The organism is Enterococcus sp. AZ079 (assembly GCF_050547255.1).
Taxonomy (GTDB): domain Bacteria; phylum Bacillota; class Bacilli; order Lactobacillales; family Enterococcaceae; genus Enterococcus_D; species Enterococcus_D casseliflavus.
This window is the reverse complement of sequence record NZ_CP172955.1, coordinates 2,591,024-2,615,673: the sequence shown is the minus strand read 5'-3', so window position 1 is coordinate 2,615,673 and position 24,650 is coordinate 2,591,024. Positions and strand designations below refer to the sequence as shown.

General features: G+C 35.0%; 25 protein-coding genes and 1 pseudogene. 19 read left to right on the top strand and 7 right to left on the bottom strand.

Annotated elements, in window-relative coordinates:
* Positions 1–357: 357 nt before the first annotated feature.
* The 6 genes from IGJ15_RS12380 to IGJ15_RS12355 are packed head-to-tail and all read left to right on the top strand — an operon-like array spanning position 358 to position 6,035.
* Positions 358–495, top strand: coding sequence for a teichoic acid D-Ala incorporation-associated protein DltX (locus IGJ15_RS12380; protein WP_080646975.1), 138 nt, complete (start codon positions 358–360; stop codon positions 493–495).
* 11 nt (positions 496–506) lie between these two features.
* Entirely contained in the window at positions 507–2,024 is a 1,518-nt protein-coding gene (dltA, locus tag IGJ15_RS12375; RefSeq protein WP_010748143.1) for a D-alanine--poly(phosphoribitol) ligase subunit DltA, read from the top strand.
* Positions 2,021–3,220: a D-alanyl-lipoteichoic acid biosynthesis protein DltB gene (gene dltB / locus IGJ15_RS12370; protein ID WP_005237703.1), complete on the top strand. Its 1,200-nt coding sequence runs from the start codon at positions 2,021–2,023 to the stop codon at positions 3,218–3,220. The genes dltA and dltB overlap by 4 nt, the downstream gene beginning before the upstream one ends.
* Before the next feature lie 14 nt (positions 3,221–3,234).
* Entirely contained in the window at positions 3,235–3,477 is a 243-nt protein-coding gene (gene dltC, locus IGJ15_RS12365; protein ID WP_010748144.1) for a D-alanine--poly(phosphoribitol) ligase subunit DltC, read from the top strand.
* On the top strand, positions 3,474–4,748 hold the full coding sequence (dltD, locus tag IGJ15_RS12360; RefSeq protein ID WP_005237701.1) for a D-alanyl-lipoteichoic acid biosynthesis protein DltD: 1,275 nt from the start codon (positions 3,474–3,476) through the stop codon (positions 4,746–4,748). The genes dltC and dltD overlap by 4 nt, the downstream gene beginning before the upstream one ends.
* Positions 4,749–4,793: 45 nt before the next feature.
* Positions 4,794–6,035 (top strand): serine hydrolase domain-containing protein, encoded by a 1,242-nt coding sequence (locus IGJ15_RS12355; RefSeq protein ID WP_005237700.1) that lies wholly within the window; start codon positions 4,794–4,796, stop codon positions 6,033–6,035.
* 354 nt (positions 6,036–6,389) lie between these two features.
* On the opposite strand, the gene IGJ15_RS12350 is transcribed toward IGJ15_RS12355, so the two are convergent.
* The gene (locus IGJ15_RS12350) at positions 6,390–6,557 is read right to left on the bottom strand and encodes a hypothetical protein (protein WP_010748147.1); all 168 of its coding nucleotides are present in this window, start codon (positions 6,555–6,557) and stop codon (positions 6,390–6,392) included.
* A 1,165-nt stretch (positions 6,558–7,722) separates the two neighbouring features.
* Here IGJ15_RS12350 and IGJ15_RS12345 point away from each other — a divergent pair.
* From IGJ15_RS12345 to IGJ15_RS12310, 8 genes are all read left to right on the top strand, one after another.
* Entirely contained in the window at positions 7,723–8,037 is a 315-nt protein-coding gene (locus tag IGJ15_RS12345) for an ArsR/SmtB family transcription factor (RefSeq protein ID WP_010748148.1), read from the top strand.
* A 13-nt stretch (positions 8,038–8,050) separates the two neighbouring features.
* Positions 8,051–9,130, top strand: a complete 1,080-nt coding sequence (gene arsB, locus IGJ15_RS12340; RefSeq protein WP_005237696.1) for an ACR3 family arsenite efflux transporter — start codon at positions 8,051–8,053, stop codon at positions 9,128–9,130.
* 17 nt (positions 9,131–9,147) lie between these two features.
* Positions 9,148–10,815, top strand: coding sequence for an FAD-dependent oxidoreductase (locus IGJ15_RS12335; protein ID WP_086295851.1), 1,668 nt, complete (start codon positions 9,148–9,150; stop codon positions 10,813–10,815).
* A 120-nt stretch (positions 10,816–10,935) separates the two neighbouring features.
* Positions 10,936–11,292 carry a hypothetical protein gene (locus tag IGJ15_RS12330; protein WP_010748150.1) on the top strand — a complete coding sequence of 119 codons (357 nt, stop codon included), beginning with the start codon at positions 10,936–10,938 and terminating at the stop codon, positions 11,290–11,292.
* Positions 11,293–11,640: 348 nt separating this feature from the next.
* On the top strand, positions 11,641–12,831 hold the full coding sequence (locus tag IGJ15_RS12325) for an IS256-like element ISLgar5 family transposase (RefSeq protein ID WP_430599129.1): 1,191 nt from the start codon (positions 11,641–11,643) through the stop codon (positions 12,829–12,831).
* 511 nt (positions 12,832–13,342) lie between these two features.
* A complete protein-coding gene (locus IGJ15_RS12320) occupies positions 13,343–13,822 on the top strand; it encodes a GGDEF domain-containing protein (protein WP_010748153.1) in 480 nt (159 codons plus the stop codon).
* 403 nt (positions 13,823–14,225) lie between these two features.
* Positions 14,226–15,296 carry a chromate transporter gene (locus tag IGJ15_RS12315; protein WP_086295849.1) on the top strand — a complete coding sequence of 357 codons (1,071 nt, stop codon included), beginning with the start codon at positions 14,226–14,228 and terminating at the stop codon, positions 15,294–15,296.
* A gap of 836 nt (positions 15,297–16,132) precedes the next feature.
* A complete protein-coding gene (locus tag IGJ15_RS12310; RefSeq protein WP_005225249.1) occupies positions 16,133–16,336 on the top strand; it encodes a hypothetical protein in 204 nt (67 codons plus the stop codon).
* A 75-nt stretch (positions 16,337–16,411) separates the two neighbouring features.
* Here the strand turns inward: IGJ15_RS12310 and IGJ15_RS12305 are convergent, their stop codons facing one another.
* Positions 16,412–16,561, bottom strand: coding sequence for a hypothetical protein (locus IGJ15_RS12305; protein ID WP_005237684.1), 150 nt, complete (start codon positions 16,559–16,561; stop codon positions 16,412–16,414).
* A 295-nt stretch (positions 16,562–16,856) separates the two neighbouring features.
* Between IGJ15_RS12305 and IGJ15_RS12300 the strand changes: the two genes are divergently transcribed.
* The 4 genes and pseudogenes from IGJ15_RS12300 to IGJ15_RS12285 all read left to right on the top strand — a co-directional run.
* Complete coding sequence (locus IGJ15_RS12300; protein ID WP_313151519.1) at positions 16,857–17,057, top strand: cold-shock protein; 201 nt, start codon at positions 16,857–16,859, stop codon at positions 17,055–17,057.
* A 66-nt stretch (positions 17,058–17,123) separates the two neighbouring features.
* Positions 17,124–17,339 (top strand): hypothetical protein, encoded by a 216-nt coding sequence (locus IGJ15_RS12295; RefSeq protein WP_010748155.1) that lies wholly within the window; start codon positions 17,124–17,126, stop codon positions 17,337–17,339.
* Between the two features lie 86 nt (positions 17,340–17,425).
* Positions 17,426–17,731 carry a hypothetical protein gene (locus IGJ15_RS12290; protein WP_034879067.1) on the top strand — a complete coding sequence of 102 codons (306 nt, stop codon included), beginning with the start codon at positions 17,426–17,428 and terminating at the stop codon, positions 17,729–17,731.
* Positions 17,732–18,526: 795 nt separating this feature from the next.
* Positions 18,527–18,772: pseudogene (locus IGJ15_RS12285) on the top strand (MerR family transcriptional regulator); the annotation flags it as partial.
* Between the two features lie 584 nt (positions 18,773–19,356).
* On the opposite strand, the gene IGJ15_RS12280 reads toward IGJ15_RS12285, so the two are convergent.
* The 5 genes from IGJ15_RS12280 to IGJ15_RS12260 form a co-directional block, all read right to left on the bottom strand.
* Entirely contained in the window at positions 19,357–19,443 is an 87-nt protein-coding gene (locus IGJ15_RS12280) for a type I toxin-antitoxin system Fst family toxin (protein WP_124018491.1), read from the bottom strand.
* Between the two features lie 357 nt (positions 19,444–19,800).
* Positions 19,801–20,415: a recombinase family protein gene (locus tag IGJ15_RS12275; RefSeq protein WP_074536930.1), complete on the bottom strand. Its 615-nt coding sequence runs from the start codon at positions 20,413–20,415 to the stop codon at positions 19,801–19,803.
* A 188-nt stretch (positions 20,416–20,603) separates the two neighbouring features.
* Positions 20,604–21,284: an IS6-like element IS1216 family transposase gene (locus IGJ15_RS12270; protein ID WP_430599127.1), complete on the bottom strand. Its 681-nt coding sequence runs from the start codon at positions 21,282–21,284 to the stop codon at positions 20,604–20,606.
* Positions 21,285–21,405: 121 nt separating this feature from the next.
* Positions 21,406–22,707, bottom strand: coding sequence for a PTS sugar transporter subunit IIC (locus tag IGJ15_RS12265; RefSeq protein ID WP_002309705.1), 1,302 nt, complete (start codon positions 22,705–22,707; stop codon positions 21,406–21,408).
* A gap of 11 nt (positions 22,708–22,718) precedes the next feature.
* Complete coding sequence (locus tag IGJ15_RS12260) at positions 22,719–23,336, bottom strand: hypothetical protein (RefSeq protein ID WP_002309706.1); 618 nt, start codon at positions 23,334–23,336, stop codon at positions 22,719–22,721.
* A gap of 40 nt (positions 23,337–23,376) precedes the next feature.
* On the opposite strand from IGJ15_RS12260, the gene IGJ15_RS12255 reads away from it, so the two are divergent.
* A complete protein-coding gene (locus IGJ15_RS12255; protein WP_269924369.1) occupies positions 23,377–24,069 on the top strand; it encodes a MurR/RpiR family transcriptional regulator in 693 nt (230 codons plus the stop codon).
* Positions 24,070–24,650: the final 581 nt, after the last annotated feature.

Below are 24,650 nucleotides of genomic sequence, written 5' to 3'. Positions count from 1 at the left end.
AAAAAATTTTAACCTTTGTAAAAAAAATCGCAAACTGTGTTTTTTCAATTCGATTTTATTATGGAAAATCCATAAGATCTTAATATAATTGAGATTTTTCATATAATTTATATTGATTAATTAATCACATGAAGCGATTCGTTTGATGTAAGTAATAGAAACAAAATATTCAATTTTTCATAGACCAGATACATTATATATTAATAGGATAACCATAACCTTATTAAGTTTAAATAACATAGAATAATCTTACCAAATTGTAAGGATTATAGTCTACAAATCAATGTCTCGTATTATTGAATTATATTAAAATGGTTCCAGAATATTATCATGAGGTGAAATTTTGTGAAAAAATTTATGAATAATAGACCTGAGAGTCATGTACTTACTTTTGTGTGGAAAACTATTTTATATTTTTTTGTTATCGTTATGATAATTTATCTTTATCACTATAAAAACGTGCAAGGTGGCACCTTTATCTATAATGAATTTTAGGAGGAATGTTCATGAACGTGGTGAATATTGTGCAAGCCATTGAAGAGTGGGCAAAAAAAGATTCAGAGAGGATTGCCTACCGGGAAGATCACCAAGTATATACTTATGGACAATTAGCAGCTCGATCCAATCAATTAGCTGCCTATTTCGAGGAAACGTTGGAAACTCGCGGACCGATTGTTGTTTATGGCGAGTTAGAATTTGACATGCTGACAGCTTTTTTGGCAGCTTCCAAAACTGGTCGGGCATATATCCCCATTGAAAGTACCACACCAAAAGAGCGTGTTGAATTGATCCTTTCTGTGGCTACACCAGATTTGATCATTAGTGTAGCTGACTGGCAAGGTCCGGAAACAATGATTCCAATGCTAGAAATAAATCAATTGGAAGAAATTTATCAAAGCGGGCGCAATTTAGGTAACGCAAAAACGCTCGGAAAAGATGATATTTATTACATCATCTTTACATCAGGAACGACCGGCATCCCTAAGGGAGTCCAGATTAGTCACGGGAATTTATTGAGTTTCGTGCAATGGACATTGAAAGATTTTTCCTTACGCGACGGGATGTATTATTTGGCGCAGGCACCGTATTCCTTTGATCTCTCTGTCATGGGGGTGTACCCAGCATTAACTTCTGGCGGCTGCTTGGTACCTTTAAAAAAGGTTGTCATTAATGACTTCAAAACATTATTTGCGATTTTGCCGCAATTGGCTATCAATGTTTGGATCTCGACACCTTCATTTATGAAACTATGTTTGATGGAAGAGACCTTTGACGGGATGCACGTTCCTCAGTTGGAGCGTTTCTTATTCTGTGGGGAAGAACTACCGAAAAAAACCGCTCAAGAGCTACTGGAACGTTTTCCGAATGCAAAAATCTACAATACTTATGGACCTACTGAAGCGACTGTTGCCGTATCCGGCGTGCAAATCACTGAAGAATTACTGGAGCAATATGATCGGGTGCCAATTGGGTATGTGAAAGAAGATTCGACGGTTTTCTTTATGGAAGAAGATCAACTAGTTCCTAAAGGGCAAGTAGGTGAGATTATCATTAGTGGTCCTAGCGTTTCAAAAGGATATCTGAACAATCCCGAAAAAACAAAAGAGGCATTTTTTGTCCATGAAGGGCAACCAGCGTATCGAACCGGCGATAGCGGCAGAATGACGGAAGATGGTTTGTTGCATTATGAAGGGCGTCTTGATTTTCAAGTGAAGTTCCATGGGTATCGAATGGAACTAGAAGAGATTGACCATCATTTAAGCAATAGTTCGTGGGTCAAACAAGCCGTCGTAGTCCCTAAATATCAAGAAAAGAAAGTGGAACAGTTGATTGCTTATGTCGTTCCCGAAACGCACCCCTTCGAGAAAGAGTTTCAACTGACAAAAGCCATCAAATCTTCACTGAGTGAAACGGTGATGGAGTATATGATCCCGCAGCGATTTATCTATGTTGAGCATCTGCCCCATACGGCAAATGGCAAAATCGACCGCAAACGGCTGACAAATGAGGTGAATCCTTCATGAACCTGCAGCATATGATTCCTTATGCAAATCCCACCTATTTCATTTGGCTAATGGTAGGATTGCTTCCGATGATGCTTGTGCTGCTGTTCAAACAAAAGCGTTGGCAATGGTATCAAACGTTACTCACACTAGCGGTATTGTACGTAAGTTTTGGTGGTGAATATTGGCAGCAGGGTCTGGCGCTGATCGGGTACGTCGTGTATCAGACATTACTCGTCTATGGCTATTATCAGCATCGTCAACGAGCAAATACTTCAGGCGTCTTTTATGGTGCAGTGGTAGCAGCGATCTTACCATTGGCATTGAGTAAAGTCACCCCTTTCTTTGTTGGGCATGCCTCACTGATTTATTTCTTGGGCATCTCTTATCTGACCTTCAAATCGGTGCAAATGATCATGGAGATACGGGATGGCCTGATCAAAGAATACCATCCTTGGCGTTATATCCAGTTTTTACTATACTTTCCAACGATTTCTTCGGGACCGATCGATCGTTATCGTCGCTTTGAGAAAGATCTGCTGAATCCACCGACAAAAGAAGTGTATCTCGACTATTTAAACAAAGGAGTCGCCAAAATAATGCTAGGGCTCCTGTATAAGTTCATTCTTGGTTATTATCTCGGTCAAGTATTACTACCGATCGTGACCAAAGAAGCCCTGCAAAATGGACTGTTCTCTTGGGGAATGCTAGGGTATATGTATGTCTATAGTATGTATCTGTTCTTTGATTTTGCTGGTTATAGTTTATTTGCAATTGGTATCAGCAACTTCATGGGTTATGATACACCAGCTAACTTCAATAAACCTTTTCTGGCGCCCAATATCAAAGAATTCTGGAATCGTTGGCACATGAGTCTGTCTTTTTGGTTCCGAGACTACGTATACATGCGATTGATGTTCACCCTGATCAAAAAGAAAGTTTTCAAAAGTCGTATAGTAGCATCTAATGTCGGTTATTTCGCCCTGTTTCTATTAATGGGCATTTGGCACGGTCTTACCTGGTATTACATTTTATACGGGGTATATCATGCGACACTGATTTGCGGAAATGATGCGTGGATCCGTTGGAAGAAAAAACAAGGAAATCTACCTTCGAACAAACTAACCAAAGCGGTGTCCACTGTATTGACCTTCCAAGCAGTTTGCTTTAGTTTCCTGATTTTCTCAGGAATCTTAGACAAATTATTCGTTAAATAAAAGGAGAAAAGAATATGACAACCAAAGAAGCAGTATTAGACATTTTAGTATCAGTTACAGGAAGTGACGAAGTAAAAGAAAACGAAACAATCGATCTTTTTGATGGAGGATTATTAGATTCATTAGGATCTGTTCAATTGCTGGTTGAACTAGAAGGGCGGTTAGGAATTGAGTTTCCTGTATCAGAATTTGACCGGGCAGAGTGGAATACACCAGCAAAAATCATTGAGAAAGTCGACACGCTGCAAAGCCGATGATGAAAAAACGACTATTCACGGCTTTTGGACCGCTTCTTTGTGCGGTGATTCTTGTCGGGGGACTCTTCCTTGGCCCTTGGAAGATCAATAGCCACGATCCGAAAGTCATCGCTCAAGCGGCGACGGCAATGAATGATGCGGTGTTTCGTGGGGATCATATCAAAAATGAGGCAATAGCAACAGGAAAATATGTCCCATTTTTTGGCTCATCCGAACTAAACCGTGTGAGTGCCACACATCCTTCCGTATTGGTGCAGAAATATCACCGTTCTTATACGCCATTTTTGATTGGTGCACCTGGCACCCAGTCGCTGACCCAGTACGCCATCATTCAATCAATGGCGAAAGAATTAGCAGGGAAAAAAGCAGTCTTCATCGTTTCCCCTCAATGGTTCGTTCCTAAAGGGTTGAAAGGAGACTATTTCAACCATCATTATTCCGAACAGCATGTGTACGATTGGCTCTCTTCGTTAAAGAAAATCTCTGACACCGATCAATACTATGCCGAACGTCTCTTAGACTATTCGAAAGTGAGAGAAAATCGCTTGACGGAACAAGTCTTGAATGAAGTGAAATCCGGTAAGATACCAACTGATTGGCAGAAAAAACAGATTGATCTGCAACGATCTATTTTGAAACGGGAAGATGAGCTTTTTAGTGGTCTTGGGTTGGGGCATAACTTGACTGACAAAATCACTGCTGCTGCAAAGAAATTACCTTCTACCTATAATCTCGCTCAAATAGAACAAGTAGCCGATAATGAAGGAAAAGCAGAAACGACTAATAATTCTTTAGGGATCAAGAATTCTTTTTACCAACATAATCTGCAAAGCCGCATAGATAAAATGAAAGGCTCTCAAAAGAAATGGGATTATCGTTTTGGACCAGAATATAGTGACTTTCAACTAGTACTGACAGAATTTGCTCGCAACAATGTGGATGTCTTATTTGTGATTCCGCCTATCAATCAGAAGTGGATGGATTATACTGGCTTACCGCAAGAGGTGTTGACTGGTTTTGACAAAAAGATCCGCTACCAGTTAAGAAGTCAAGGCTTTATGAATATCGCTGATTTATCAACGAAAGGCAATCAACCCTATTTTATGGAAGATACGATTCACTTAGGCTGGCGTGGCTGGCTAGCAGCAGATGAATACATTCAGCCATTCTTGGATTCTAAGGGCAAAGAGAAACCATCTTATGAAATCAACCATTATTTCCTATCCAAAAATTGGCAGCAAGAAGCACCAAAAGATATTCAGGGGGAATGAAAAAGGAGGACTGTTGGAGAATAGAAATGTTGGAGGCTTTATTCAATGAGTAGACATACGAAAAAACATGCAAAAAGAAACGTTCATAAACTAGTGCTTGGGATTGATATCCTTGTGATTATTTGTGGTCTCATTGGCCTCTACTACTTGTTTTTACCAACGGAACCAACGGATGCTTCTGATCATTTCAGTGAGCAAGTTGTACATTCCAGTACTGCCAGCAGCTACTCTTCCAAAAATGAGCAGCCCGCATCCAACAAGAAACAGGACTTGTTGGATGCGGGAAACTATGACAATCTCATTAGTAATCAAGAAGTCATCACACCTGAAGGAGCTATCTACGATCAGAAAATTATTTCCAGTGGCTTTATCGGAAGTGCATTGGTTGTAAAAAATGGGAAAGTCCTGCTGCATAAAGGGTACGGATATGCGGACAAGGCAGCTGATATTAAAAATACTCCGACAACATTATTCAATATTGGCTCGATACAAAAAGGTCTAACAGCTGTCTTGATTATGCGAGCAGTTAGGGACGGGAAATTATCCTTGACAGATACGTTAGCCCGCTTTTATCCCTATATTCCTGGTGCTGCTAATATTACGATTCAGCAAATGCTGCAGATGGCTTCCGGACTCAAGCTTTCAGAAAATCCCCAAGGACTGGAAGACGTGCAGCAGATTCTCGACTGGGATGCTGCACATGCTGTCTTATCCGGAACCCAAGGAACATTCAAATACAGTCCCATCAACTACAATTTACTAGCAGGCATTTTGACAAAAGTAACAGGAAAAAGTTATGATATGCTGTTAACGGATTATTTTATCAATAAGAATGGGTTGAAACACTCTTTCTTATATAAAGTTTTTTTGCAGCAGGATCATCCTACGGTCAATTACAAAACGGATGGTGAAACAGATCCTTATGGGAACCCTAACGATATTTCCTCAGCTAACTTGGCAGCTGAGGTAGGAACTGGAAATCTCTATATGTCAGTTGGCGATTTGTATCGCTATTATGATTTATTATTGAATGGGAAACTGTTAGATAAAGCTTCGCTGGAGCAAATGTGGCAACCAGCCGCTGGCGGATTCTATGCAGCAGGTTTTTATGACAAAGGGACTTATTTCCGTGCTCATGGTGGTAAAGGAGGATTCGAATCGTTTGGGTTGTTTTCTAAAGATAATAAAACTAGTGTGATTCTGCTCTCTAATCGTGGACGTAAAAGCGACACGGAATTAATGAATCAACTGTATCATCCGCTTTCAAATATTGATGTCTCTTTTTAATCAAATTATATGAGGAAATCAATTATGATATATGCTTGATTTCCTTTGTCTAAATATTATAATTCTGTTGATAGGACTCATTTTTATGATATCGCAGATTTTATGTATCAATACTGCATCTTCGGCATAAAATATTAAAAAATTTTTGTTTATCTGTGTATTAACAATGAAACAATGTATGGTTCTTATTCAGAATTGATATGGAACAATCTATTAGCTATCACTAAGTAGTAAGTGATAACTAAAATACATACAAACCAAGATAGCGGTTTCATATTTAGATTTTATAGTGTTGCCAAAGCTGTGCTATATTGCTTATCCGATTAATTTTTAAATTAATACTTTGAGGTGGTTCTATTTACAGCCTTTTTTTTCACAAGTGATAGAAGAAGTCGTAGACTGCCAATCTTGTGGATTGTCATCAATTCTTGCTCCACAACCAGTATAATTACCTTCTTTTCTATGAATTTTTCCGTTTTCAGATTTCTTTGTGTCATTACCAACATATTTTATGTTTGCCATAATGCTTCCTCCTAATAATAGTATTTCTTTTTTTATTTTTGGCACTACTACTAAATCTTAAGTCTATTTTAATTCAAAAAAGTATAAAATGCTAATTATATTTGAAAAATGATGTATGAATAATTTCAGTTTACATAACATAGATTTTATACAAAGTTGTCTCTTTTAAAAAGCTATAAATCAATATAATTAAAAACATGTAAATGTTTATGTTAACTAAAAATCTCGATCTCTTAAGCAACATGATAGTTCGACCCCTACTCTTCCATCAAATGGCGCCCTATTATCAAACAAACTACAAGATTACCTGTACCAATGATGGTTTATATTTGAATCTTGAGGTTCTTTCACTATTTAATGGAATGGCAATATTGTTTTCTTGTAACTATGATTCTATTCATTTATATCTCCTCTTTCTTCAATTTCTATTTCAATCTTAGCTATCGTAAATATTTTTATAGATATTGTTTTTCAGAAAATACGAAACTCAAAATCCTTTTCATCTACTCCTCTTTAAAAAAAATATCTTGTTGGAATTTGAAGCTGATTACTTTTTTAAATTATTTTATAAATCTAGTCATCAGTTAAATAATTAATCATACTATATTTATATAGATATTTTCTTTTTTCAGCACATCGTTTAGTTAGGGGATTCAAAGGCCAGCAGAGTATACTCTGTTGGACACTCCTTTAAACAGATTTTTAAATCATTAATAGTGTCCATGTAGATTGTGCAAAAAGCTTTCTCGAATCATAAAAAATTCATAATGAGTTATTTTGAGTAAGAGTGTTCAGAAAATGACTAATTTCTGGACACTCTTTTTAGATACTGTAATTTATGTGTATCACTCTATTTTTGTGTTCATAAACTCGTAGCTAAATCATTGTTCAATTAAAATTTAGGTTTATGAGTATTAGGACAAATCTTGGATGTGGTCAAAAACTTAAGGGTTTATGAGCTCTCTTTGATTGCTATAACTATAAAAGAGTTCAAGATAGAATATTCTTTAACAGTTCTTCTATGCTAAATTAACCTATAGTGAGAGTACTAACTATGCTATTAATTCCTATTTACTTAGAAATTATGAGTAAACAACTTGACCTTATATAGATGGTTGTCTATATTACATATATAGACAACCATCTATATAAGGAGGGTCGAAGAATGAATTATGAATCTCTTTCATTAGTATTAAAATCTCTAGCGGATCCAAATCGTATGAAAATAGTAGATGTGCTTTCTTGCGGTAGTTTGTGTGCATGTGATTTACTTGAATATTTTGATTTTACGCAGCCTACACTTTCTCATCATATGAAAGTACTTGAAAAAGCGGGTGTCGTTTGTGTAAGTAAAAAAGGGCAATGGCACCATTATTCATTGAGGGAAGAATTTGTTGTAGAATTTATGGAATCTATTCAACAATTACTTGTAAATAATGAAGACAACTGTGTATGCAAAGTAAAAGAAGGATCTAAGTAGGAGGAAAGTAAAAATGAAATCAAAAGGTAAAGCTGAAGGGTTAGGCTTTTTTGAAAAGTATTTAACTCTATGGGTAATCTTGTGTATGATAATCGGAGTATTGATTGGACAGTTTGCTCCAGCTATTCCTGATACATTAAGTCAATTTGAGTATTTTCAGGTCTCAATTCCAACGGCTATTTTGATATGGTTGATGATTTATCCTATGATGTTAAAAATTGATTTTACCAGTATTGTTCGTGCTGCTAAAAAACCTAAGGGATTAGTTATCACGTGCGTTACTAATTGGCTTATTAAACCGTTTACGATGTATGGCATTTCAGCACTCTTTTTTTATGTGATTTTCCAACAATTGATTCCAATAGAACTAGCAAAAGAATACGTCGCTGGTGCAGTTATTCTAGGAGCAGCACCATGTACAGCGATGGTTTTTGTGTGGAGCTACCTAACAAAAGGTGACTCTGCCTATACTTTGGTTCAAGTCGCAATCAACGATTTAATTATCCTAGTATTATTTGCACCTATTGTTGCTTTCTTGTTAGGTGTTGATAATGTAAGTGTCCCCTTAGCTACTTTATTACTGTCTACTGTTCTTTTTGTAGTTGTTCCATTGTTTTTAGGCTTCATTACTCGAGTGTTGATCATAAAAAAAAGAGGTTTAACCTATTTTGAAAATGTCTTCTTGAAGAAATTTGATTCAGTGACGATTATTGGTTTATTACTAACTCTGATCATTATCTTCTCCTTCCAAGGTGAAAGAATCATTGCTAATCCATTGCATATTTTATTGATTGCAATTCCTTTAACGATTCAAACGATTTTAATATTTACAATTGCTTATAGTTGGGCAAGATTTTGGAAGTTGCCACATAATATTGCTTCTCCTGCTGGAATGATAGGAGCAAGTAACTTTTTTGAGTTGGCAGTAGCGGTATCAATATCACTTTTTGGATTACAGTCGGGAGCAACTTTAGCAACAGTCGTAGGCGTACTTGTGGAAGTGCCAGTTATGTTACTTTTAGTTAAGGTTTCTAATAAAACAAAAGACTGGTTCATAAATCCGGAATCTTTGAGTGAAATCAAGAACGTATAAAGGATAGGTGTGGAGAAATGAAAATCATCATTATTGGATCTGTCGCTGCTGGAACAAGTGTCGCTGCAAAAGCAAGAAGAAATACGGAAGATGCAGAGATTGTTTTGTATGATAAAGATATGGATGTGTCTTACGCAGTTTGTGGGATTCCATATGCAGTGGGGGGAGAAGTGGAAAACTTTGATGAACTGACGCCTCGTAATGCTGAATGGTTTAAAAAAAGGTACGACGTAGATATTCATACCTCTCATGAAATAACTCAGGTTGACTATGATAAAAAATTGGTGCACGGAATCAATCTAATTACAAAAAAATCATTTACCAATAATTTTGATGTTTTAGTGTTGGCCACAGGATCGGTTTATAATACCCCAGAAATATTTGTTAATAGACATTTTGAGAATGTTTTTCAGGTGAAAAATATTTCGAGTGGGAAAAGTATCAAGAAGTTTGTAGATGAAAACGAGCCAAAAAAAGCAGTTGTCATTGGTGCTGGATATATTGGTTTAGAAATGGCCGAGCAGTTACAGAGACTAGGTCTTGAGGTCTCGTTACTTCAACGAAGTAAATATCCCATGTCCCATTTAGACTGGGACATGTCTTCAAGAATCATTAATGAAATGAAAAGGAAAAACACTGCCTTTTTCCCTGAAGAAACCGTCAGAAAAGTTAACGGTGATGGTAGTCTGAAGTCTATTGAAACGGCTAAAGGAACTATCTTTTCGGCAGATATTTTTGTATTAGCTACCGGAGTAAAGCCGAACACCGCATTAGCAAAATCCATGGGAATTAAATTAGGAATTACCGGAGCTATAGAAGTAAACGATAAGTTAGAAACCAATTTTCCAAATGTTTATGCTGTAGGTGATGTTGCAGAAAGTTTTGATCGCATAACTAGGCGACCAATTTATCGACCTTTAGCTTCAACAGCCAATAAAATGGGAAGGATCGCAGGAGATGTTATTACAGGTGGCAATCTACGACACAAGGGAATCTTAGGAACTGGTATTTTACGATTCTTTGATTTAACAATTGCTCAAACTGGTCTCACAGAAAAAGATGCTTTAGCAAATAATATAGCTATTACTACTTTATATAATATTAAACCTAATAAGCCGGACTATATGAATGGTAAAGAAATGGTGATCAAAGCAATCGCAAATAAAGAAAATGGGAAGATACTTGGGGCTCAAATCATAGGTTATGATGGGGTAGATAAGCGGATCGATGTGCTTGCTACTGCTATTTCATTTGGCGCAGCTGCTGAAGATTTATTTCACTTGGATTTAGCATATGCTCCACCTTTTTCTACAACAAAAGATCCCATTCATTATACTGGGATGGCTTTGAACAACGATATAAATAATGATACCCCGTTAATGACCCCTATAGAGCTATTGAGAAGAATTGATAGCGGCGAGAAATTACAAATTATTGATACCAGATCAAGAAAACAGTTTGAAACTTCGAAAGTTGAGGGAGCAATTCACATACCTTTAGCTGAGTTAAGAGATCGATATGAGGAATTGGATAAAGAATGTGTGACAGTAACTTATTGTAATAAAGGCGTTACTGGAAATGCAGCACAAAATATTTTACTGAACAAAGGATTTAAACAAGTTTATAATTTATCCGGAGGAAATAAAAACTATCAAGAAGTTTGTGAAACGATACAAAAATTATGATAGAATTACAAATATTGGAATAATTAGGAAGAAACTTATTTTGAGGTTTGACGTAACATTTGTATTTTTTTCAAGCTTCATTTTTTTATATATTATGGACTACTAGAGGTGAAATTGAAGATGGTAGATTTAACTAAAATTGAATACCGAGTTTTGATTTCATTATATGAATGCGAGGGAGGGATAACAAAACGTAACTTTGTAAAAAAATACCCAGAATTTAAGCTGAATACAGCTTATTTAGTTATTGATCGGCTAGTAGACAAAGGGTACTTAGAAATGAATTACTCAAAAAAAACTGAATTATCAGAAAAATTGTTTAGTCCAATCAAATCAATAACTGACTTCTATTCTGATATGTTTGGTATTTGCGCAGTTGATCGTACGGTGAAAAAAGTAATACGTGAACTAACTGATTATAGTCAAACAAGTTTTATTCTAGATAAAATAAGAGAAACAAAAAGATATGCAAAATAAATTTATATAGTTGGAATGAAAAGGTAAAATCTCATACTTATAGTCTTGGTATACAGTAAAAAAGAAATGGAGAAATGTCTATGGGACTTTTACATTTGCTTTATGTAATATTGTATTCAATTATAGTAATTAGCTTACTTATTTCCTATGATTTATTTGTAAAAAATTTTAAGAAACTCCATTTACGATATTCTTTTAAAATAATTATTGGTTTAATATTATTTGTATCGCAAATGTATTTTATCATAACTTTTGAGAGTGTAAAATATTTTGTGTAAATAGAAAAAAGGAAGTCCCTTCTGTAGAATAGAGTTACCACAACACATTCACAGAAGAGAGGACTTCCCTATGAACGATTCTACTACAGAAATTCTAAAGACTCTAGCGAACAAAGGCGATTTGAATGAATTATTCCGTGTCCATTTGGAGAAAGCAGTCAATACGCTTCTCAAAACGGAGTTAACGGCTTTCCTAGATTACGAAAAGTATGATCGCATTGGTTTTAACACGGGTAATTCTCGTAACGGCTCCTATGACCGTACGGTCAAGACCGAGTATGGGGAACTTCATCTCCAGATTCCGCGCGACCGCAATGGCGAGTTCAAGCAACAGACTGTTCCTGCTTATAGACGGACGAATGACACGTTAGAGGAGACCGTCATTCACCTCTTCCGAAAAGGTATTACCATGTCGGAAATCGCAGACTTGATTGAGAAAATGTATGGGCATCACTACACGCCCCAAACCATGTCCAATATAACAAAATCATTTACAGAAGAGGTAACGGCGTTTAAAGGGCGGGAGCTTCATGACCGTTATGCTGCTATTTATATGGACGCAACGTATATTCCGTTAAAGCGGAAAACCGTCGCCAAGGAAGCTATTCATATCGCAGTTGGCATTCGCCCGGACGGATCAAAGGAAGTATTGAGCTATGCGATTGCACCGACTGAATCCATCACGATTTGGGAGGAAATTTTATTGGACCTTCAAGAGCGCGGTTTGAAAAATGTCCTCCTGTTCATCACGGATGGCTTAAAGGGGATGGTAGGAGCGATTAGTCGGTTCTATCCCAAAGCTCGTTTTCAACATTGTTGTGTACACGTTTCCCGTAATATCAGTCACAAAGTGCGTGTCGATGATCGTAAGGAAGTCTGTGATGATTTTAAAATGGTGTATCAAGCCTCATCTAAAGAGGTGGCGTTGGAAGCACGTGGTGCTTTTGCGGAAAAATGGAAAACCAGCTATCCAAAAGTGGTTGAATCGATTCTTTCGAACGATCACTTGCTCACTTTCTATGATTTCCCCTTGGCCATACGCAAGAGTATTTATTCTACGAACTTGATTGAATCCTTTAATAAGCAAATCAAGAAATACAGCCACCGCAAGGAACAGTTCCAAAACGAAGAGGCGATGGAACGTTTCTTAGTCTCGTCTTTTGATACTTACAACCAAAAATTCCTAGGTCGCAGTCATAAAGGCTTTCAACAGGCCGAAGGCGAACTTGAACAAATGCTAAGCCAACTGATTGAGAATTAGAAACAATCTGCAGTAGGGAAGAATCATTTACACAAAATTATTGACGCTCCCTAACTTTTTCGATAAATAATGTGGGGTATGTTTATTATGAATATACATTACCTTTATTTATCTTATACTTTAACTCATTCAAAATGAAAAATTATTTTCTTTTATTGGCTCTAATGATGGTGTTTATCAGACTATCGTAATAAGTATTATTGATATCAAGACATTACTTAGTATTCTAGTTCTAAGTATACTGGCATTCACTTTTAGTTTCGTAATTAAAAAAAGCTTTTATAAATATAAAATACAGATACCGTTTTATATATTTTTTGTTTTAATTACTCTAATGATGGCTGGATTGAATTCTATGCTCTTTTTTGAATATAAACTTACTTTTTGGGAATATCTATCTTTGTTTATAGGGTCTATAATTATTTGTATTTCTTGGCAATACTATCTAAGTACTCAAAAATAATTCTTAAAAGATATAAATAGAAAACTTATTGGGAGAAACTACGATGAATTGACGAAAGTTAAAAATATTAGAAGCTTAAATCAAGACGTAGATAGTATGACAGAGGTTGAAAAGGAAAAGCTTATTTTTGTTATGATGGATTTAGATCATTTTAAAAGAATTAATGATCACTATGGACACATTACAGGAAATCGTGCTTTAATATTCTTTTCAAAAAAAATAACAACTTTTCTTAGTGAAGCACACCAAGATCAAGTAGAGGTTTATAGATATGGAGGCGAAGAATTTTTAGTTATTTTCAAAGACAGTACATTAAAGTCTGTTCAAAAGACTATATTAAGATTTCAGGCATTCTTATTAAAAAATAAGTTGAATATTGGAGGGGAAAGAAAGATTACGCTTTATTTTTCTGCTGGCATTTCTAAGTATGATTCTTCTTTAGATGTATATGAACTCATCAATCAGGCTGATCAAGCGCTGTATGCTGCAAAAAAAAGAGGTAGAAACACACTTGTTGTTTATTCTTGATTTATTATGCAATTAAACATGATTTTGGCTTGATCAAGATCTCTTGGACGGTTCATTAAAATAGTATTGTTTAACAAGGGCATTTTACTTGCTATATATAAATAATTGTTCTAAAATTTTCTAGTGTGTCTCATTAAAAGAGTAGCGGGGAAAGCAGATTGGGGAAGTCTTCTTTTTATATGTTGCTTTTATATTTATAGGTGAGTAAATCTACTGTAATGATAATATATTTATCATTTTTCAGAAGGTTTCATCAAAGGACGCAAAGAGAAAGTTCTATTTTTCTCTTTGCGTCCTTTTCTAAACTATTTATTGGAAAGTAAAGATCTAATAAACTGAAACCGGTCATTGATATAACAAATCATGCACATAACTTAATATTTCTCATGCTATTGGAGGGCTTATGGAAGAAAATAAATACATCGAGATTGTTAAAGTGTTCTCAAAACTTGGGTTCTTTGCTTTTGGTGGACCAGCTGCTCATATCGCTATGATGGAAGAAGAAGTCGTGGATAAAAGGCAATGGATGTCTAAGGAAGAGTTTCTAGATTTATTAGGATTTACTAACTTGATTCCTGGTCCAAACTCTACAGAGATGGCAATTATATTAGGTCATCGGCGTGCTGGAAAATGGGGATTATTTTTAGCAGGTATTTCATTTATTTTACCAGCAATGGTCATTGTAATGATTATAGGGCACTTTTATAAATTATATGGAGACCTTCCTAGAGTTCAAACAATTCTGGAGTATATAAAGCCTGTCATTGTAGCAATTATTGTAGCAGCTCTAATAAAGCTTTTTAAAACAGCTATAAAAGATATGTCTACATTTATTGTTTTTTGCCTGTCTCTGCTTTTGGTTGTTTTTGGTGCTTCGGAACTCACTGTGTTAATAGTTGCCGCAATACTCTTACTATTAATAAAAAAAGATTGGAATTTTAAAAATTATGTCATAGAGCCATTTAGTCTCTCAATTTTATTTTTAACTTTCCTGAAAATAGGTTTACTTTTATATGGTAGTGGCTATGTATTACTTGCGTTTATCCAATCAGAATTTGTTGATAAGTTACAAGTATTGACCCAAGTTCAAATGATAGATGCCATATCTGTAGGCGAATTTACTCCTGGGCCTGTATTTACTACAGCAACTTTTATTGGATATTTACTTTTCGGTATCCCAGGTGCTTTGGTAGCTACAGTAGGGATTTTTTTACCATCGTTTCTACTGGTTCTTATATTAGCACCACTATTTTCCAAGCTTAAACAATCCAATACATTTTCCAAAATGTTAATTGGTATAAATGCGGCAGCATTAGCATTGATGGCTAATGTTACCATCCAATTAGGACAAAATATATTTGTTGAATGGTATTTCATTTTAATTTTTTTTATTAGTCTATTAGGTATTCTTAAATACAAAATTAACTCTGCATTCTTCATTTTAGGGGGAATTCTATTAGGTCTATTTTTATGATTTAGATTAGATGATCTATTGATAAGAGTTTTGCATAAGAATGTTAGGGTATTTATGTATAAAAACAATAGATTTTTTTGTAGGTAAGGGGTAACATACTATTGTAAAGATATCTGATGTTGAATTGAAATTTATTTGATTACGTAATATGTATTTTTAAATAGCAGAAGTGGTTAGTTAATCTCTCTTTTCGCTGAGTTTTTTATTAAGGGAAGGACGTGATTTTCCTGAAAGTTGAGAAAGAAGAATTTAAACGAGTTATTAATGACGCGTCTCACTTAGAATATAATTATATTCATCGGGATTTAGAAAAGATTACTGATCCTAACTTGAAGGACGAAGAAGTAGAGTATTTGATTGTAAATCAGATACATCACAGACTTTTAAAAAGTTCACACAGATCGTTATTTGGAAATAAAATAATAATAAAAAGTATTGATGAAAAAGATTACAAGTTATTAAGATATTATGTGGAAGCATTATCGGAAAACCACTATAGAATAAAATAATATTCCTTAAAGTCTTAGGTTTCGAAAAGTTAATTATTACTTATGTGAATGGTTTTTAAATAAATGATTGCTTGATAAAAAATGATTATGAATTCTACAATATTGATTTTAACGGATCAGAAATTATAGGATTTTGCTCTATTTTAAAATCGAGCTGAAGCTGGATCTAAGAATAGGAGACAATAAATAGATGTACTGCTTTATTAACATAAAAAAAGCAATTTTTAATCTGTGATGATTGGCTTGCTAGTTTGTGATATTTTTTAGTTAAAAGTTACTTGCATTTGCTATGTCTAACTGTAGGTAATACCATTTTGGAGGGATGATATGGAAGAAAGTGAGAGTTTTGAACAGCACTGGCTATTGTCATCTAGTATCCAACGTGTAAAATATCTGAAACTTCTTTCCGCCTATCCAAAAACTACTTGGACGGAGGAGGAAAAGAAGGTATTTCTCTGGTTGTGTCAGATGGATATCGATACACTTGAAACAATGGAGATCATTTTTAGCAAATTAGCACACAAAAAATGAATAAGACAGCTACTCATTCTTACAAGTAGCTGCCTTTAATATGAAAAGAGCTTGGCCATTAGAGAGTTTCACTCCTTATGCTAGTTTTTCTAATTCATGTACTGCATTTTCGATTGTAGTACCGGTTGCCACTTTGGTTTCATCATTTTTAGAAAAAACAATAAACAAGTTTAAGTTAGTGTCCAAAGTAACACGATAATCAATTGTTTTGTTAGTGAATGTCATAATACATTCTCCTCTCTCAAATAGTGACGAAAGGTAACGATAACGTTCATAGCGAAATTCTATATAGATAGTATAGCACATTAAAAATAAAATAGTGTATAGTGAGTGATAAGTTTATAAAAAAATAATATTTTTATGTAAAGTTGCAACTAAAGAGTTTGTGTGGTATACTACTTGTAGTGATAAACTTTGAAACGTATTAAGAGTGCTATACATAAATTTATACTCTCCTTTTGCTTATCAAACAATTATTGCAACAAAACGCATTCGTAATGATGCACAAGGAGGAAATAGTATGAATAAAGGTACAGTAAAATGGTTTAATTCAGATAAAGGTTTTGGGTTCATTACAGGAGAAAATGGTCAAGATGTCTTTGCTCATTTTTCAGCGATTCAAGCGGATGGATTTAAATCTTTAGATGAAGGTCAAGCAGTTACTTTTGATACTGAAGAAGGTCAACGCGGTTTGCAAGCTGCTAATATCTATAAAGCATAAAAGTGCCTTTTAACCCGTCTCAACATGTGTGAGGCGGTTTTTTCATACTTCAAAGGAGGGGTAAGAATGAGTTTTTCACAATGGAAACCACAACAACTTTCAATAGAAGGCCAAGCTTTTCATATAGATCAACAGGTCATATTTCGATATAGAAAAAAACAAGCAGCTGGAACAATTATAAAGCTACTCAGCAATTCGGCAGTTGTAACCCTTTCAAATTCAGAAGTGACGAATACTACGGAAAGAACAGTTATAAATTATAAAAATTTAATGAGTAACTGAAATCAATGAAGAATAGATTGAGTTTTTTAATCACGTACTATGTATATGTAAACTGGATAGACGATTGGTTTGAGTGGAGGAATAAAATGCAAAAAGAAGCTATTCATCAGTTAATCGTAAAATTGACACTTAACAAAAATTGGCTTAATGACCCAATGATTGTTAATGAAGTGAAATATCTAGGAGATCAACTTTCTTGTACACGACGTTCTCCGATTAATTATAATCAGATTCAGGGAATCAATGTTTATTATCTGGATGGTTCTGAAAAAATGTATACTTCTTTAAAAAGTTGCTGTGAAGGAGAAAAACTCTTCAAAGGAACCATCCAGAAATATATTTTATCTGATTCACCCATAGCAGATGGCAGATATTTCTGTGTCATTCGCTAATCTATAAACTTCTAAATCCGCCACCATAAGTTTAGCGATAAATATTTCTTTTTATTAAGCAGATTAAGGATGAACATTTAGTTCATTAGATACAGATATACAAAAAAACTAGCTATGATCAGCTAGTTAAATTATTTATACATAAGAGAGTTACATCTAGATTTAGCTTCCTCTAAAGTAGAAAATTTTTCGATATCAATATCGTAAATAAATAATTTGAGTTGAATATTGCGCAACTCTTTCAAATTTAGCACAGCAAATGACGTGATCAAAGGTGGTCTCGATTGAAAATCATACAAATTTGTTTTTGCTTTTGATGAATATAAACGGTAGTCCGAACTAAAAACTTCCACTGGATAAAAATTAGTATTCATATTTGAACACCTACTTTCATGGTACTTATCCAGTATAGCACTTAAAAGAAGTCAAAAGTAAAAATAGAAAAAACGTAAGGGATTCCTAAGCATTGCTTCTACATCGTAATTACTTGCAAAAAAGAAATATATAGCGTAGGCTGATTAAGCAACATGCATTAATCTAAGAAGAGTACCGGCACAGAAAACTTGGGGAAGTTTTTCTGGACTGCGCCGAATACTCTTCGTTTTTTTATTTTAACATTATTCTTACTTAATAAACATTAGAATATGAGAAGTTGCATTTAACTGATTTTATCTATTGCTTAATATTTTAATAGTCTACGGAATGTGAGGAGGTATTTAGTGTAGTATTAGCATAGAGACAAGAGGCTTCTGGTTTCTCTAGAGTTAACTCCATGGTTTATTATAAATAAGAAGAATGAGGAGGAGATTCGATGAATATAAAAAAGCAGCTGAAATGTTTGATTTAAGTGTGGATACACTAAGCTATTATGAGCGTGTTGGCGAGATACCACCCGTTCACCGCCACGAGAGCGGCTACCGAGATTATACTACCAATGATTTAAATTGGATTTATCTAGCAAAAAACTTGCGAAATGCTGGATTGTCGATTGAATCTTTAATTGATTTTGCTCAACTAGCTCAATCACGTGAAGCACAAAATGATGCTATATAGATAGAAGGAAAAATTTGGGAGGTTATCATTCTGGATGAAAAATAAGCGTAGCTATTAAAGAATTTTACATTTAACTGCTGAAAAGGGATGGTAAGATTCTCCAAAAATTGTCAATGAGGTTCAAACGATAGAAACAACTATTTTAGACGGACGCGCTTCGCCCATGAACTATTAGGAGTCAAACGGAATAAGAGTTACTGAATCATAAGAACAATGTCAGAAACTATGCAACGATCAGTGGCTGCGTAGCTAACGAACTACCGTGTCGAGTAATTATTACAAAACTTATTAAGAATAAAAGTAAAGCAAACGACGGTAGAATCTTCACTACCTTCAAATTTTTTCATATTTTTTTATTATGATATACTTAAATTTGTATATTTAGAGTTGCGCTGCCCGTTATTGAAGTTTCAGGCAGTGCTCTTTCCAATACCTGTCTTCATTGATTTCCTTGAAATTACATGTTAAAATATACATGCAAATGAATTATTGGACATGAAAACACCACGAAACCCCAGAGAGGTCGGATTCTCTGGGGTTTCATTTTGTGGGCTGATGTCGCCTTCGTTGCTTTACTTCTTGTCTCGATTATTCAGCCAATACTCGAAGAGGGCTACTAGTAAGCCGACAAGAAGGGGGCAAATGAAGAATTGAATCATGAAAACACCTCCCTCCAGTCGCAAGACTGTCGGATAGGCGACTACTAATTTTAACATATTAAAAGTTCGTGCACTAGATTGATTACTAGTAAGTGATCCCACGCAAGTGTCACAATAGGTCAATTTTAATTATGTTCATTATTTTTAAGAATACATAATTATTTTAGTTTACATAAGATATATTATGATAAGTTACCGATAATGAATAGCTTTAAATCAGGATAATTGCTGCATTGATTATATTTATGTCAACTAAATTCCCAATATCATAAATATAATCAACTTAGTTAGATGAATTTAACATGATTGTCTATCTTGATAACATAACTATTGATAATTACGTGTAAAAAAAAGAAATCATACAATTAGTTGATCCAATTCTTTTTTTATCCGGTAAATTGTTTGCCTAGTCACATTATAGTCTTTTGCAATCTTTGAGATAGCAACTCCATTTTCAAGATCCTGAACGATGCTTTTATAAACAAGGCGCCGCTGAGGATCTTTTGTGTCTGCACTGTATAACTTAGGACGACCTTTATAGACGCCGTTTGCTTTCGCGATTTTAATTCCTTGTGCCTGGCGTCGTTTCGATTCAGTACGCTCTTGTTCAGCAATCATGGCCAAGATCTGAATGATTAGGTCTTTGATAAATTTATCTAGGAGTGGATTTCCGATTGCTTCAGCCATTATTGGTAAACTGGTGATAATGAGCCGCACATTTTTCTTTTTTAGATAATTAACTGAATCGATAATCTCGTCATAATTACGTCCAAGTCGGTCGATGGCTTCTACAATAAAAATATCCTGTTCCCTAACAAAATCTAATGCTTCTTGAAAAATCGGTCTTTGAGTAATAGTCGCTCCGGATTGTTTTTCGATGAAAATTTTTTCTGCACCGAATTTTTTCATTTCTTCGATTTGACGTTGTTCATTTTGATCGATCGATGATACTCGGATATATGAAATTTTCAAAAGTTTTACCTACTTTCTACAAGTATTTAAAATACACCCTAATCATACATTGAAAAACCATATTTTTCAATGTTATATTCATGTCTATTTAGGGTACGCTTTAAATATACAATTTGATTTAGAATGATAAAAGCGGTTCTGTTGCAAAGTTTTAAATAAAGAATAAAATCCCTTATGGTATCTATGATTTAAGCTGGGATTCCCAATAATACCTTGATTTCAGTACAGACCGAAAACCCGAAGAGAGTACCTTCTTTTCGGGTTTTCTTATATAATCCTAGAATGGCTTCCATGCCTTTAATCGTGGTAGAGGCAGTGCGTAAACTTCGATAGAATTTATTGCGTCTCTTTACTGGACGATGGTCTTGTTCAATCAAATTATTCAGGTATTTAATGGTACGATGTTCTGTCCCTTGATAAAAGCCGTATTCTTTTAGTTTCTTAAAGGCACTTGTAATAGAGGGGGCTTTATCTGTGACTACAACCTTCGGTTCATCAAACTGCTTCACTAACCGCTTAAGAAAAGCATAGGCTGCTTGTGTGTCCCGGTTTTTACGTAACCAAATATCCAAGGTTAAACCATCTGCATCGATGGCTCGATACAAATAATGCCATTTTCCTTTAATTTTGATGTACGTTTCATCCATTTTCCATGAATAAAAGGATTTTTTATTTTTCTTTTTCCAAATTTGATAGAGTAGTTTGCCATATTCTTGCACCCAACGATAAATCGTCGTATGAGAAACGTTAATGCCACGATCATATAAGATTTCTTGAACTTCACGATAGCTAAGGTTATAACGAAGATAGTAGCCCACGGCTACAATAATCACATCCTGCTGAAATTGCTTTCCTTTAAAATGATTCATCGTCATTCCTCCTGCTATCTTTTTCTATTATTCTACCTTATTTGATAGTAGATTTAAAACTTTGCAACAGAACCCTAAATAGTATAGAACCATATTTTCGTTACAAGGTTAAGAATGACGACTATAGTTTTTCATCTACTAATTTTGTTTTATTGCTCTCCATGACTTTAAAAAATGGATAGTAGATGAAGATGCTGATGACGATCAACAGTAGGCAAAAGAGAATATTGCGCCAGTCCATACTTGAAAGATAAGCTTGTGCAAAAAAAGGTGTGAAGGAAGGATCGACGATAAATCCAATCCCAATCCATCCTAGTTGCTGAGCAAAGTAGGTCAGCAATAATGAAATGATGGGCGTAATCAAAAATGGAATTGCCAAAATAGGGTTAAAAACGATAGGTAATCCGAAAATCACTGGTTCGTTGATGGAACAGATTCCAGGAACCAATGACAATTTTCCAATTGTGCGATATTCGGGTACTTTGCTTCGCATCATCAATAAAACCAAACCCAAAGTACCACCGGCTCCACCAAGTACAGAAATACGGAACATTTGTAAGTTCATTAAGTGTGTCATGGTCTCACCATTTGCCAGTTGTTCAGCATTCAAACCAGTTTGAGCCATTCCCAATGTAAAGACGATAGGGAAAATAATTGACGAGCCATTGATACCAAATAGCCATAGGATGTTACCCAAAGTCACGATCAATAAGAAACCACCTAGACTGCCAGCGATGTTCGTTGCTGGAGTCAGGACTTCCATCACTGCTTCAGGGAAGATTTTGTTTGTTGCTGCCAAGAAAATCAGATTGATGCCATAAAAGATGAATATATTTGTCAGCAGTGGAACGAGCATATTGATAAAGGTTGCTACCATGGGTGGAACTGTATCTGGGAGTTTCAACTTAATATTTTTTACTTCAAATAGTCGGTTGATTTCCACTACTAGCAAGCCGATGATAATTGCGACGAACAATCCGTTTGTCCCAAGGAAATTAAGATTGATGGCACCTTCTTCCACTGGTGTACAAACCATTAGATAAATGACAGATGCAACCATGCCATTCATGGAAGGATTAATTTTGTATTCATTGGCAAGGGAAAATGCAATGCCAAAAACACTAATGAATCCGATGATTCCCATTGTCAAATTATAAGGGGCTGTGATGAGATCATAATTTGCTACGGCAAAATCTTTCCAGCTGGCCATAAATTTCATGAAAATATTAGCTGTATCTGGATTGTATTGATCAATATTGATGGGTGGATTTGCAAAAATCAGAAAAAAAGAACCGATAACAATAAAGGGTAGGCCAAACATCATACCGCTGGATATAGCTTTTAGGTGGCGCTGATTACCTATCTTGGCTGCGATGGGGCTAAGTATGTCATTCAGTTTCATGATAAACGCAGAATTTTCCATATAACTTCCTCCTATACTTGCCAAGGATTAAATGAAAACGTACTTGGCACGACGTGATCTGGATCATAGGTCTCGATGATTTTTTCGTATTGTTCCTTGTAGTCATTATCAACTTTTGCTTGGGGGATCACTTTACTTGCTTCATGCAAAAAGTGTTCTGAACCACGCCCCATTGCCTGTCCCCGAACAGTATGTTTATCCAACGCAATATCAGGAATTTCTGGAATATATCCCATAGCGAAACTCTTGATAACAATGTTCTTAAGTAAATCCGATGAACGATCTTTTTCAGATTGGCATAGGTAACGAATCGCGTGGAAAAAATACATCGCACGATCGGATTCATTGTATTGGAATTCTTTGCGCATGGCGTTTAAGTTATTGATCATGATGGCGGCCATAGGATTGCCCATGCCCACATCCTCAACACTGATCGCCAATAGCCTTCTCCAGAGTTTCTCTTCAAATTGTGGTGAGGTGATATACATTTCATAAGCAAATTCACATGCTTCTTTTTCTTTGCCTCGACGAATCGATTTTTGTAATGCTGAGATAGCTTCATCTCCACGTAAGCCGTTACGGGTAGTCATTTTTGACCACGGATCTTGAATAAATTTCGTTTCTGTCATGATATAATACTCCTATTAGATAAAATTTGAGGTGAATCTTATGGATGTTGAAATGCTTATAGATAAATACCAACTGAATGACTCAGAAGCTGAAGTCTTACGATTTATGAAAAAAAATCGTCAGTCTTTAAAAAATATTGGGATTCGTGACGTTGCCAAAGCATCGTATGTTTCTACTGCAACGATTATCAATATGGCGAAGAAAATTGGATATTCCGGTTATAGTGAGTTGGTATTTGCTCTAGGAAACAGCCAATCTGACATTACGATGCCAAGCACATTCTCCAATGAGGAGAAGGAAGCATTCATACATTTAATGTCTGCGTATCGCGATAAACGGATTATGATTCTTGGCTCAGGTTTTTCGCAAAATCTAGCCAATTATTTTTCGGAATCTCTTAATCTATATGGATTTCGTGCGACGGCCAATAGTCATTTAGAATTTCTTAGACGGCAAGTGCAACAAGATATTCTGCTTTTTATTATTTCCAATTCTGGTGATACAGTTCGATTAGCCGAATTAGCTAAAATTGCGAACGATCACTTTATCGATGTGATCGCATTTGTTGGGCAAAAAAATTCAAAAATCGGTACGCTGGCAACATTAACCATTAGCACGGAAACCTATATTCCACAAAAAATATCTGATTACCAACCAAATCTTTTCTTTGGCACGACACTGAATCAATTTGAGCTTTTGTTGAGCGCGGCGCTGAAGGCTATTTATAAATAGAAGAACGCTGTGGCCACTGTTTCTTCAAAATCTAGTATAAAGAATCTTCTTTAGAATGTAAGTGTTTTCTGTGTGTTCTGAACATGTTTAGGAATTTCCAAACTTGTTTAGAAAACTTTCTCATTCCCTCCGCTGTAGAATTGAACTCACATAAAAAACATCTAAACCAAAATATCTACAAGCTTGGAAAGGATAATAGGTTGTTATTAAAAATAATTTTTATTCCTGAATAATTCATAGCTTTAATTCTTTGACAAATCATATTCTTATAAATTAGACAAGAGAAAATAAATATTCCATATCTACTTTATTGGATCCATAACATGACTAAATTCTGAATACTTTTTAAAGCTTATCATTTGGTAAAACTGAATATAAGTTAATTTTATAGACTGAAAATTTTGAATTTTCAGAATAGAATAACTTAAAAGTACTGACAAAATTTTTTAAAGGGACAATATTAATGTTCTGAGATAATCAAATCTTACCGAAAATATCAAAACCCTAATGTGACACAATCAGATTATGTCACATTCGCTAAAATCGCTCCATCCTTAGAGGCTCTAAGAGGAAATCACTTT